The organism is Photobacterium pectinilyticum (genome assembly GCF_024357955.1).
GTDB lineage: Bacteria > Pseudomonadota > Gammaproteobacteria > Enterobacterales > Vibrionaceae > Photobacterium > Photobacterium pectinilyticum.
Map to the genome: position 1 here is coordinate 23857 of NZ_JANEYT010000026.1, position 13421 is coordinate 37277.

General features: G+C 53.8%; 5 protein-coding genes. All 5 read left to right on the plus strand.

The window, feature by feature from the left end; translation table 11 throughout:
* Positions 1 to 369: 369 nt before the first annotated feature.
* The 5 genes from gltB (NHN17_RS12785) to mtnN all read left to right on the plus strand — a co-directional run bounded on the left by gltB (NHN17_RS12785) (position 370) and on the right by mtnN (position 13420).
* Positions 370 to 4917, plus strand: coding sequence for a glutamate synthase large subunit (gene gltB, locus NHN17_RS12785; RefSeq protein WP_255042948.1), 4548 nt, complete (start codon positions 370 to 372; stop codon positions 4915 to 4917).
* Complete coding sequence (locus NHN17_RS12790; RefSeq protein ID WP_255042949.1) at positions 4910 to 6385, plus strand: glutamate synthase subunit beta; 1476 nt, start codon at positions 4910 to 4912, stop codon at positions 6383 to 6385. The genes gltB (NHN17_RS12785) and NHN17_RS12790 overlap by 8 nt, the downstream gene beginning before the upstream one ends.
* Positions 6386 to 6727: 342 nt before the next feature.
* Entirely contained in the window at positions 6728 to 11191 is a 4464-nt protein-coding gene (gene gltB, locus NHN17_RS12795; RefSeq protein WP_255042950.1) for a glutamate synthase large subunit, read from the plus strand.
* 12 nt (positions 11192 to 11203) lie between these two features.
* Complete coding sequence (locus NHN17_RS12800) at positions 11204 to 12616, plus strand: glutamate synthase small subunit GltD family protein (protein ID WP_255042951.1); 1413 nt, start codon at positions 11204 to 11206, stop codon at positions 12614 to 12616.
* A gap of 105 nt (positions 12617 to 12721) precedes the next feature.
* Positions 12722 to 13420, plus strand: a complete 699-nt coding sequence (gene mtnN, locus NHN17_RS12805) for a 5'-methylthioadenosine/S-adenosylhomocysteine nucleosidase (RefSeq protein WP_255042952.1) — start codon at positions 12722 to 12724, stop codon at positions 13418 to 13420.
* Position 13421: the final 1 nt, after the last annotated feature.

Here is a 13421-nt window from a genome sequence, read left to right on the forward strand (position 1 = left end):
CATCCAATTAAGCAATTAATTCATACTGATGCTGAGATGTTACTGGCAATGGATAATTTTTGTTGGTAATTAACCAATCAAAATTGTAGGATAGTTACAGCTGTGTGCAATTTATGAACAACAAAAGTAACTAAACTCTACAAATATTTAGTGGTTTATGTTGCTCCCCCTCAAAACTGCAGCGCTTTTGCATACCAGAGCATGAGTGCTACAGAATGAAGTTTGCTATTGATTGACTACATCATCCCACAGCAAACCCATCCTCAACGGCCGGACAGGAGTCCACTTAGGCCAAAAGGATGTATAACCAAAATTAGGGATAACTCAGGTGCCAGGATTGGTACCTGTTGAAACTGGAAGGAAGTATCTATGACAGATCAAGAGCTGAATGCTCAGGGACTTTATGTGCCTGAAATGGAGCACGATGCCTGTGGTATCGGCTTTGTGGCCCACCTAAAGAACCGTAAGTCCCACGAAATTGTCACCCAAGCCCTTGATATGCTAGCTCGGATGGAACACCGAGGCGGTCAAGGCTGTGACCCGTGCAGTGGTGACGGTGCCGGTATATTGCTGCAAAAGCCCCATGAATTCCTGCTTGAAGAAACCGTCAAGCAAGGGATCCGTCTGCCAGCATTCGAGCAATACGGCGTGGGTGTGGTGCTATTTCCCAAAGATGAATACAAACGTCAGCAATGCCGTGACATCCTGGAGCGTAATGCCAAACGACTTGACCTAGAAGTGATTGGTTACCGTGTGCTGCCCGTTGATAATTCAATGATTGGCGAAGATCCGCTAAGCACCGAGCCCCAGTTTGAACATGTCTTTATTACTGGCGGTGCCAGCATGGAGCCAGCGGTACTTGAGCGCAAGCTTTACGTATTGCGTAACTACACGGTTCGAGTCTGCCTTGAGAGCATCTCCAACATCGGTGATGACTTCTATATCAACTCCCTGTCATACAAGACATTAGTCTATAAGGGCCAGCTAACGACCGAGCAAGTACCGCAGTACTTCCTTGATCTACAGAACCCATCGATGGTCACCGCACTGGCGCTGGTACACTCCCGCTTTTCGACCAATACCTTTCCAAGGTGGCGTCTAGCCCAACCTTTCCGTTACATCGCCCATAACGGTGAAATCAACACTGTACGCGGTAACCTAAACTGGATGAAGGCCCGTGAAGCGATTCTTGAGTCAGAGCTATTTAGCCAGCAAGAAATCGACATGCTGCTGCCAATCTGTCAGGAAGGCAGCTCGGATTCATCCAACTTCGATATGGCACTGGAACTCTTGGTTCTGTCTGGCCGTAGCCTGCCACATGCGCTGATGATGTTGATCCCGGAAGCATGGCAAGAAAATAAAAAGATGGATCCGAAGCGCCGTGCCTTCTACCAGTACCATGCCAATGTCATGGAGCCCTGGGATGGCCCGGCGTCTGTTTGTTTCACCGACGGCGTTCAGGTTGGTGCAACCCTTGACCGTAATGGCCTGCGCCCATCGCGCTATACCGTGACCAAAGATGACTTCCTCGTCATGGCATCAGAATCGGGCGTGGTTGAAATCGAGCCTGAGAATGTGCAGTTCCGCGGCCGCCTGCAGCCGGGCCGTATCTTCGTTGCCGACCTAGAACAAGGTCGTATTATCTCTGACGAAGAGGTCAAAGACACCATTGCTTCTGCTCAACCTTATGAACAGTGGGTCAAAGACAACCTGCTGACGCTGAAAAGCCTGCCGGAAGCGGACAATATGCACCACCAGCCAACACCTGAGCGCCTGCTGCACCACCAGCAAGCCTTCGGGATGAGCTCGGAGGAAGTCAACGAAATCATCGTGCCGCTGGCAAAAACTGGCTACGAGCCACTCAGCGCCATGGGTGCCGACTGGCCGCTGGCCGTGCTATCACACCAATCACAGCACCTGTCGAACTACTTCAAGCAGTTGTTTGCCCAGGTCACCAACCCGCCGATCGACCCGATCCGCGAGCGCATGGTGATGTCACTCAACACCTACCTGGGTAAAGATCACAACCTGCTGACCGAGACACCAGAGCACTGCCAAAAGGTTGAAATTGAATCGCCGGTTCTGAGCAATGCCGAGCTTGAAAAGCTCCGTGCTATCGATAACGAGTACTTGCAGGCCAAGACGCTGGATATCGTATTCCGTGCCAGCGGTGAGGAAGGCAAACTGGAGCGTGCGCTGAAGCGTATCTGCCAGTATTCGGAAGATGCAGTGATTGACGGTTACTCAGTCATCATCCTGACCGACCGTGCCGTAAACTCAAACCACGCCGCTATTCCTGCGATGCTGGCTGTCGGCGCTGTCCACCACCATCTGATCCGTAAAGGCCTGCGTGCCAAGTGTGACATCGTGGTCGAAACCGGTGATGCTCGTGAAACTCACCACTTTGCCACTCTGATCGGCTATGGCGCCAATGCCGTGAACCCGTATCTCGTGACGGAAACCATTGTTGACCTACAGCGCAAGCGTAAACTTGATCCGGAAGTCCCCACCGAAGAGCTGTTCAACAATTACCGCAAAGGGGTGAATGGTGGCCTGCTGAAGATCTTCTCCAAAATGGGGATCTCAACCCTGCAGTCCTACCACGGCGCACAAATATTCGAAGCACTGGGTATCAGCAAATCAGTTGTCGATAAGTACTTCATCGGTACGGTTTCCCGTATCCAGGGCCTGACCATCGATGACATCGCCAAGGAAGTCCTGATTCGTCACCGTTTGGGCTACCCAACACGCGAAGTGCCAATCCAGATGCTGGATGTCGGTGGTGTCTATCAGTGGAAACAGCGTGGTGAAAAACACCTGTTCAACCCAGAAACCATCTCTTTGCTGCAGCAATCAACCCGTAACAAGGACTTTGCCCAGTTCAAAGAATACGCCAATGCCGTCGACGCCCAGGGCGACGATGCAGCCACGTTGCGTAGCCAACTTGAATTTATCAAGAATCCAGCCGGCTCTATTCCACTGGAAGACGTCGAGCCAATCGAGAGCATCCTCAAGCGTTTTGCGACCGGAGCCATGAGCTTTGGCTCAATATCTTACGAAGCGCACTCGACCCTTGCAGTGGCAATGAACCGTATCGGTGCCAAGTCTAACTCGGGCGAAGGCGGTGAAGATCCTGCTCGCTTCGAGAAAAAAGACAACGGTGACTGGGAGCGTTCAGCCATCAAGCAGGTGGCGTCTGGCCGCTTCGGTGTGACCTCTTACTACCTGACCAACTCTGACGAAATTCAGATCAAGATGGCACAGGGTGCCAAGCCGGGTGAAGGCGGTCAGTTACCAGGCGACAAGGTGGATGACTGGATCGGGGCAACCCGTCACTCAACACCGGGCGTCGGTTTGATTTCACCTCCGCCACACCACGATATCTACTCTATCGAGGATTTGGCGCAGCTGATCTATGATCTGAAAAACGCCAACCGTGCCGGCCGAGTCAACGTCAAACTGGTATCGGAAGCCGGTGTCGGTACGATTGCCTCAGGTGTTGCCAAAGCGAAAGCAGATGTCGTGCTAATTGCTGGCTTCGATGGCGGTACCGGTGCATCACCAATGTCATCAATTCGCCATACAGGTCTACCGTGGGAGCTTGGCTTGGCCGAAACCCACCAGACCCTACTGAAAAACGGCCTGCGTAACCGTATCGTGGTCCAAACCGATGGCCAAATGAAGACACCGCGTGACCTTGCCGTCGCTACTCTGCTGGGTGCCGAGGAATGGGGTGTCGCAACCGCTGCCCTCGTGGTTGAAGGTTGTATCATGATGCGTAAGTGTCACAAGAATACTTGTCCGGTCGGTATCGCAACCCAGAACAAAACTCTACGCGAGCGCTTCGACGGCCGCGTTGAAGATGTCGTCACCTTCTTCCAGTACATGGCACAAGGTCTGCGTGAAATCATGGCAGAGCTTGGCTTCCGGACTATCGAGGAGATGGTGGGCCAGTCAAACAAGTTGAAGATCCGTGAAAACATCGGCCACTGGAAGTACCAGAACCTAGACCTGAGTCCGGTACTGTTTGTCGAACCAGCCCGTAACGAAGACGGCGTATACAACCAGCGTGAGCAGAATCACAACCTGGAAGCCGTACTCGACCGTAAGCTGATTGAAGCGGCAACGCCTGCCCTGTATGAAGGCAAGCAAGTGGATGCCGAGTTTGACATCATTAATACCGACCGCAGTGCCGGTACCATGCTGTCGAACGAGATCTCCAAGATTTACAAGGATAAAGGCCTACCGCAGCCGATGAACGTCAAGTTCACCGGTTCAGCTGGCCAGAGCTTCGGTGCCTTCTTGGCTAAAAACGTCAAGTTCGAGGTCGAAGGCGATGCCAACGACTACTGGGGCAAGGGCCTGTCGGGCGGTACGCTGGTACTTTATCCTGATGCCAAGTCTGACATCATCCCGGAAGATAACATCGTGGTGGGTAACGTCTGTTTCTACGGCGCGACCTCGGGCGAGTCTTACATCCGCGGAATGGCTGGCGAGCGCTTCTGTGTTCGTAACTCCGGTGCCAAAGTTGTCGTTGAAGGCGTGGGTGACCATGGTTGTGAATACATGACTGGCGGTGTGGCCGTTATTCTTGGCCAAACAGGCCGTAACTTCGCAGCCGGTATGAGTGGCGGTGTAGCGTATGTTTGGGATCAGTTCGAAGACTTCGACACCAAGCTCAACCCAGAGCTGGTTGATCTCGACCCGCTTGAGCAAGAAGACAAAGAGCTATTGTTCGACATGCTCACCAAGCACGCTGAACTAACCGGTAGTACTGTGGCAGAAACCTTCCTGTCTAACTTCGAGGCCAATCTCGAGAAGATGGTGAAAGTCATGCCGAGGGACTACAAGGCAGTGCTACAGAAGCGCAAGGAAGAAGCACTAAACAAGGAAGAGTTGGAGGCCGTCAATGGGTAAGCCTACAGGATTTTTAGAGTTTGGCCGCGAGCTGCCAAAGAAGCTGGATCCGAGCGTCCGCATAGAGGACAACAAGGAGTTTGTTCTCAACGAGGAGTTCGGCGACAAGATCAATACGCAGGCTTCACGCTGTATGGATTGTGGCGTTCCGTTTTGCCACAACTCCTGCCCGATCGGTAACATCATCCCGGAGTTCAATGACGCGGTTTACCGCGACAGCTGGGAGGAAGCGTGGAATATCTTGAGTTCGACCAATAACTTCCCGGAATTTACTGGCCGTGTGTGCCCAGCCCCTTGTGAAAGTGGCTGTGTACTGGGTATCAACCAAGACCCAATCACAATTTGTAATATCGAGAAGACTATTGTCGAAACGGCGTACCGCGAAGGATACGCCAAACCCAAGACACCACGCTCTCGTACCGGAAAAACCGTTGCGATTATCGGCTCTGGCCCTGCCGGCCTTGCCGCGGCGGAACAGCTTAACAGCGCTGGCCACTGCGTCACTGTCTTCGAACGTGATGAAAAAGTCGGCGGCCTACTGCGCTTCGGCATTCCTGATTTCAAGCTGGGCATGGACATCATTGATCGCAAAATTGGCCTGATGGCGGATGCCGGGATCAAATTTGAAGTCAACGCCCATATCGGTGTGGACATTAACGCCCAGCAACTGCGTCAGGAGTTTGATGTCATACTGCTAACCGGTGGCTCAACCGTACCACGCAACCTGCCTATTCCAGGCCGTGAGCTCAAAGGCGTGCACTTTGCGATGGAGTTTCTGGCTCAGAACAACCGTCGAGCCAACGACATGGATCTGAAAGCCGATGAAATCCATGCCAACGGCAAGCATGTGGTAGTGATCGGGGGGGGGGATACCGGATCTGACTGTGTCGGTACCTCTAACCGTCACAGGGCGGCAAGCATTACCCAAGTCGAAATTATGCCTATCCCGCCAGAGAAGCGACCGGCCAACCAGCCATGGCCTTCTTACCCGATGATCATGAAAACCTCTACCTCCCATGAGGAAGGGTGTGATCGTCACTGGAATATCCTGACCAAGGAGTTCATCGGCGATGATGCTGGCAACGTGAAAGCACTGCGTATTGCCGATATCCAGTGGGAAGAAGCAAAACCGGGCGAGCGTCCGGGCTTTACAGAAGTTGCCGGCTCTGAACGTATCATCCCTTGTGATCTGGCGTTCTTGGCAATGGGCTTCCTGCACCCGGAACCAACCGGTGTCCTCGCCCAACTGGATATCAAACTCGATGACAGTGGTAATGTTGCAACGCAAGGGTTTGCGACCAACCAAAAAGGCGTATTTGCTGCCGGTGATATGCGTACAGGCCAGTCACTGGTTGTTCGTTGTATCAACGAAGGCCGCGAGTCAGCCCGAGAGATTGATACCTACCTAATGGGTAACAGCAACCTTGAAGCCAGGGCTGATTCCTTGATGCTATCGGATGCCTCTTAGGGCGAACGCGAACTATTTTCAGAAAATGTAATCCAAACCGGCCCAAGTGGCCGGTTTTTTATTCCCGAGAAGATCCCTCTATCATAATTATTCACTGTAACCCGCCCTAATTTCCCCGCAATATCGGTGCCCGCTCACAATGTTAATTTAATGTTTATAGTTTGACCTTTATGTAAATAGCCGTTAACTTGAAAGGTCGCTGGAAGCAAAAGGTGCCTTTGCTGCCCCGATAATCAAAAGAAACCACCAGTGGTGCGCGCAAAGGTTGTCATCGATGGTCAGGATGACCGTCAAAAAATGCAGTATTCCTGCTTATTCAGGCAGATGCTAGGGAGAGTTGCAATGACACTGTATAACCCCATGCTGGATAAAGATAACTGTGGTTTTGGGTTAATTGCCCACACCGAAGGAGAAACCAGCCACAAGCTTGTCCGGACCGCCATTTCCGCCCTTGACCGTATGACCCACCGTGGCGGGATCGCCGCCGATGGCAAAACCGGTGATGGCTGTGGGCTGCTGATGAAAAAGCCCGAAAGCTTTTACCGTATTGTTGCCGATGAAAAAGGTTGGAAACTGTCGCGTGAATTCGCCCTCGGCATGCTGTTCCTCAGTCAGGATCCGGTACTTGCCGAACAGGCCCGGACCATTATCAGCGAAGAGCTCGCCAAGGAAACCTTGTCACTGGCTGGCTGGCGGCAAGTCCCCATCAACTCACAAGTACTGGGCCCAATCGCGACCGAAACTCTCCCCAATATCGAGCAGGTGTTCATCAATGCCCCTGCAGGCTGGAAGCCACGCGATATCGACCGTCGGCTTTACATTGCCCGGCGCCGGATCGAAAAACGCATCACCGCCGACCCCGACTTTTATATCTGTAGCCTGTCGACCCAAGTGACGGTTTACAAAGGGTTATGCATGCCAGCGGATCTGCCCCGTTTCTACCAGGATTTGGGAGACATCCGGCTCGAGTCATCGATTTGCCTGTTCCACCAGCGTTTTTCAACCAACACCCAGCCTCGCTGGCCGTTGGCACAGCCGTTTCGCTACCTGGCCCACAACGGTGAGATCAACACCATTGCCGGTAATCGCCAATGGGCCCGGGCACGCGCCTACAAATTCGCCTCGCCGTTACTGCCGGATCTGCAAACCGCGGCTCCGTTTGTCAACGAAACCGGCTCGGACTCCTCTAGCCTTGATAACATGCTCGAGCTGTTCCTGTCCGGCGGCATGGATCTGTTCCGCGCGATGCGGATGCTCGTCCCGCCGGCTTGGCAGAACCACCCGGACATGGATCCCGAATTACGGGCTTTTTATGACTTTAACTCCATGCACATGGAGCCATGGGATGGTCCAGCCGGTATCGTGATGTCCGACGGTCGCTATGCGGCCTGTAATCTCGACCGTAACGGCCTGCGTCCGGCAAGATACATCATCACCAAGGACAAGTTGATCACCCTCGCATCCGAGGTCGGGATTTGGGACTACGCCCCCGATGAAGTCGCCGAAAAAGGCCGGGTAGGCCCCGGTGAGTTATTGGTGATCGACACCAAGTTCGGTAAAATCTGGCATTCTGCCGACATTGATAACGACCTGATGGGACGCCACCCTTACAAAGAATGGATGGATAGTCATGTCAAACGTTTGGTTCCTTTCGAAGAGCTAGGCGACGAACAAGTCGGCAGTCGCTCGTTCGATGATACCGAACTCGGCACCAGCCAAAAACAATTTGCCATGAACCGTGAGGAAATTGATCAGGTTTTACGGGTGATCGGTGAAAACGGGCAGGAGGCCACTGGCTCAATGGGCGATGATGCGCCGATGGCAGTATTGTCGTCACGCGAACGGGCTGTCACCGATTACTTCCGTCAGATGTTTGCTCAGGTCACTAACCCACCGATTGACCCGCTCAGAGAAAAGCACGTGATGTCACTGGCAACCTGTATCGGCCGTGAAATTAATGTGTTCTGCGAAACCGATAGTCACGCCTACCGGGTCTCCTTTGGCTCGCCAGTACTGCTCTATTCCGACTTGGTGCAACTGCTGGAGCTCGACAACCAGCACTACCGCAACAGTATTATCGACATCAACTTCAACCCCGACGAGAAAGATCTCAAGCAGGCAATCATTGATATCTGCGATCAGGCTGAACGCTTGGTCCGCAGCGGTACGGTACTCATTGTCCTGTCAGACCGCGGCATTAATGCCAGCAAGCTCCCCATTCCAGCCGCGATGGTTGTGGGAGCGGTCCAAAATCGACTGGTCACCCAACAGCTGCGCTGTGATACCAACATTGTTGTCGAAACCGCTACTGCGCGCGACCCACACCAATTTGCCGTGTTGCTTGGCTTCGGGGCCACCGCAGTATACCCATACCTTGCCTATGAGACCCTTGGCCAATTGGTTGATAGTAATGCTATTACCAAGCCATATCGCGACGTGATGCTCAACTTCCGCAATGGTATCAACAAGGGCTTGTACAAAATCATGTCCAAAATGGGGATCTCGACCATTGCTTCCTACCGCTGCGCCATGCTATTCGAGGCAGTAGGCCTTGATGATGACATTGTCGATCTCTGTTTCCACGGCGTATCAAGCCGGATCCAGGGCGCAGGGTTTGCCGACTTCCAGCAAGATTTATTCAATCTTTCTCGCCGAGCATGGCTCAAACGCAAGCCTATCGAACATGGTGGTTTACTGAAATACGTCCACGGCGGTGAATTCCATGCCTACAACCCGGATGTTATCGGCACCTTACAACACGCTGTCAAATCAGGTGACTATAACGACTACCAAGCTTTTGCCAAGCAAGTGAACGAGCGGCCTGTCGCCGCGATTCGCGACTTACTCAAACTCAAACCGGACCAAGCCCCTATTGCTATCGACAAGGTCGAAGAAGCGTCGGCGCTCTATCCGCGGTTTGACTCTGCTGCCATGTCCATCGGCGCCCTGAGTCCAGAAGCGCACGAAGCGCTGGCCATTGCGATGAACCGCTTGGGGGGCAGCTCCAATTCAGGTGAAGGCGGTGAGGATCCGCGTCGCTTCAACAGCGAGCGAAATTCCCGTATCAAGCAGGTGGCGTCAGGTCGCTTTGGCGTCACCCCACACTATCTAGTCAATGCTGATGTTATCCAGATCAAAGTGGCACAAGGTGCCAAGCCCGGTGAAGGCGGACAGCTGCCGGGCCACAAGGTCACCACCGAAATAGCCAAGCTCCGTTATGCGGTGCCGGGTGTCACCCTGATCTCGCCACCGCCCCACCATGATATTTACTCAATTGAAGATCTGGCCCAGCTGATCTTCGATCTCAAGCAGGTTAACCCTACCGCCATGGTCTCGGTCAAATTGGTATCCGAGCCCGGAGTCGGTACCATCGCCACCGGGGTCGCCAAGGCCTACGCCGATCTTATTACCATTTCCGGCTACGATGGCGGTACCGGTGCCAGCCCACTGACCTCAGTCAAATATGCCGGTAGCCCGTGGGAGTTGGGCCTTGCCGAAACCCAACAGGCCTTGGTTGCCAACGGTCTGCGCCACAAGATCCGCCTGCAGGTGGATGGTGGCCTGAAAACCGGGCTGGATGTGGTTAAGGCGGCTATTCTCGGGGCTGAGAGCTTTGGTTTTGGTACCGCGCCGATGGTAGCGCTAGGGTGTAAATACCTGCGGATCTGCCACCTCAACAACTGTGCCACCGGGGTTGCGACGCAGGATGAAACCCTGCGCCGTGAGTTTTTCAAAGGCTTGCCAGAGCAAGTCATGAACTACTTCATAGGCCTGGGCCAAGAAGTCCGAGAGCTCCTTGCCGAACTGGGCGTCGAAAAGCTGACCGACTTGATTGGCCGCACCGAGCTGCTCGAGGTCATCGACGGCTATACCGCCAAGCAGAGCAAGTTGGATCTCACCCCGGTATTGGCAACCTCAGAGCCATTGAAAGGCAAGACGCTATACTGTAGCGAAAGTAACACGCCATTCGACAATGCACCGCTCAATATCACCCTATTCGAGCAGGCGCTGCCTGCGATCGAAGCGCGCAGCGGTGCCGATATCTTCGAGGATATTCGCAACACCGACCGCTCGGTGGGGGCAAGATTGTCGGGGGAAATTGCCAAGCGCTGGGGTAATCAAGGCATGGCCTCAACACCAATCAACCTCCACCTGACCGGCACCGCTGGCCAGTCATTCGGCGTTTGGAATGCTGGCGGACTTAACTTGCTCCTCACCGGTGATGCCAACGACTATGTCGGTAAAGGGATGACCGGCGGAAAAATCGTGATTCGCCCGCCTATTGGCTCGGCATTCAAGTCCAACCACGCGACCATCATCGGCAACACCTGCCTGTATGGCGCAACGGGCGGTAAGCTGTTTGCCGCCGGTAAAGCCGGTGAGCGATTTGCGGTCAGGAACTCAGGCACCATTGCCGTTATCGAAGGCGCTGGAGACAATGCCTGCGAATACATGACCGGGGGGATTGTGGCGATTCTCGGCAAGACCGGAGTCAACTTCGGGGCTGGGATGACCGGTGGCTTTGCCTACATCCTGGACGAAGACGGCGACTTTGCCGGACGGGTCAATCCTGAGCTGGTCGAAGCCCTGCCGCTAGCCAAGTTGAAGATACACCAGGAGCATCTTCGCGGACTGATTGACCAACACTTAGAATTAACCGGCTCAGATCGGGCACAGGAAATATTGGCCGAATTCGACCAATGGATCCCGCGCTTCTATCTGGCGAAACCAAAGGCTGCCGATGTCAACACCTTGCTCGGCCACCAAAGTCGCTCAGCCGCCGAGCTGCGCGTACAAGCACAATAGGGAGGGAGTCCGATGAGCCAGAACATATACCAATTTATCGATGTTGCGCGTATCGACCCACCCAAGAAGCCACTCAAAGTGCGCAAGATTGAGTTTGTCGAGATCTACGAGCCCTTCACCCAGCAACAGGCCAGCGCCCAAGCAGACCGCTGCCTCGATTGCGGTAACCCGTATTGTGAATGGAAGTGCCCAGTTCACAACTATATCCCCCAGTGGCTCAAGCTCGCCAATGAAGGCAGGATCATCGAAGCGGTTGAGCTAGCGCACCAGACCAACACCTTGCCCGAAGTCTGTGGCCGGGTCTGCCCGCAGGACCGACTGTGTGAAGGATCTTGCACCCTGAATGATGACTTCGGTGCCGTCACTATCGGTAATGTTGAGAAATATATCACTGACAAAGCATTCGAGATGGGCTGGAAGCCGGACATGTCCCATGTCGAGTGGACCGACAAGAAGGTAGCGATCATAGGGGCTGGCCCTGCAGGCCTGTCCTGTGCTGATATCTTGGTACGCAACGGGGTCAAACCCGTGGTATTCGACCGCTATCCGGAAATTGGCGGACTGCTGACCTTCGGCATCCCGTCGTTCAAGCTGGAAAAAAAGGTGATGATCAACCGCCGGAAGGTATTCTCCGACATGGGGGTCGAGTTCCGCCTCAATACCGACGTTGGTAAAGATATCGAGCTAGCCGATTTGATTGCTGAGTATGATGCCGTATTCCTCGGTGTCGGGACCTACCAAAACATGCGAGCAGGCCTGGACAACGAAGAGGCGCCAGGTGTCTTCGATGCGCTGCCGTTCTTGGTGTCCAACACCTACCGGGTAATGGGGCTTGAGGGCGAACAACCGTTTATTGATATGGCAGGTAAAAACGTGGTGGTCCTCGGAGGGGGAGATACCGCCATGGACTGCGTCCGGACCTCGGTACGCCAGGGAGCCAACAAGGTTATCTGCGCTTACCGTCGCGATGAAGCCAATATGCCTGGCTCAAAACGTGAGGTAAAAAACGCCCGCGAGGAAGGCGTGAAATTCCAGTTCAACCTGCAGCCGACCGGTTTGGAAATCGATAGCAATGGCCATATCTGCGGCGTCAAGATGGTCAAGACGGCTCTCGGTGACCCCGATGACGCAGGCCGCCGCCGTCCAGAGCCCGTGCCGGACAGTGAGCATACCCTACCCGCCGATGCGGTTATCATGGCCTTCGGCTTCCAACCCCACGCCATGCCCTGGCTATCCGAGTTCGGGGTTGATCTCGATCAGTGGGGCCGGATCCAAGCACCTGAAAACGGGAGTTATGCCTTCCAAACCACCAACCCGAAGATTTTTGCCGGCGGTGATGCTGTCCGTGGCTCGGATTTGGTGGTAACCGCCATTGACGAAGGACGCCGCGCCGCAGATGGGATCCTTGACTACCTCAATGTGTAACTAACCGGGTTGGCAGCTTGGCATTGTGGCTGTCCACCATGTTACAATTGAGCCACTCCCACGCCCCCTCAATGGGGGCTTGTTACCAAATAAGAGACTGTATTGATGAAAATCGGCATTATCGGCGCGATGGAGCAAGAAGTTGCCATCCTTAAAGATCAACTGGCTAACTGCAACACTCACCACAAGGCAGGCTGTACTTTTTACACCGGTACACTCAATGGACATGATGTGGTTCTGCTTCAATCTGGCATCGGTAAAGTTGCTGCCGCTGTGGGTAGCGCTGTACTGCTAGAGATCTTCCAGCCAGATGTCGTGCTAAACACAGGCTCTGCCGGTGGTTTCGACAGCAGCTTGAACGTCGGTGATGTAGTGATCTCGACAGAAGTCCGTTACCACGATGCCGACGTCACGGCATTCGGTTACGAAATCGGTCAAATGGCACAACAACCAGCCGCTTTCGTATCTGATACCAAGTTGATGGACGTGGCCGAGCAAGCACTGGCAACCATGGGCGATATCCACGCAGTACGTGGCCTGATCTGCACTGGCGATGCCTTCGTCTGCTCAGCAGAAAAACAAGCCTTCATCCGTGACAACTTCCCTACAGTTATCGCTGTTGAGATGGAAGCGGCGGCGATTGCCCAGGCTTGTCACCAGTTCAACGTGCCGTTCGTGGTTGTTCGTGCAATTTCTGATGTCGCCGACAAAGAATCGCCAATGAGCTTTGAAGAGTTCCTACCGGTAGCAGCACAAAGCTCATCGGTAATGGTTGCCAAGATGGTTGACCTACTGAACCAGTAAG

Excerpts from the sequence above, each read along its gene's own strand:
- gltB (WP_255042948.1), top strand. The coding sequence starts at position 370 with ATGACAGATCAAGAGCTGAATGCTCAGGGACTTTATGTGCCTGAAATG.
- NHN17_RS12800 (WP_255042951.1), top strand. The coding sequence starts at position 11,204 with ATGAGCCAGAACATATACCAATTTATCGATGTTGCGCGTATCGACCCA.
- NHN17_RS12790 (WP_255042949.1), top strand. The coding sequence starts at position 4,910 with ATGGGTAAGCCTACAGGATTTTTAGAGTTTGGCCGCGAGCTGCCAAAG.
- gltB (WP_255042950.1), top strand. The coding sequence starts at position 6,728 with ATGACACTGTATAACCCCATGCTGGATAAAGATAACTGTGGTTTTGGG.
- mtnN (WP_255042952.1), top strand. The coding sequence starts at position 12,722 with ATGAAAATCGGCATTATCGGCGCGATGGAGCAAGAAGTTGCCATCCTT.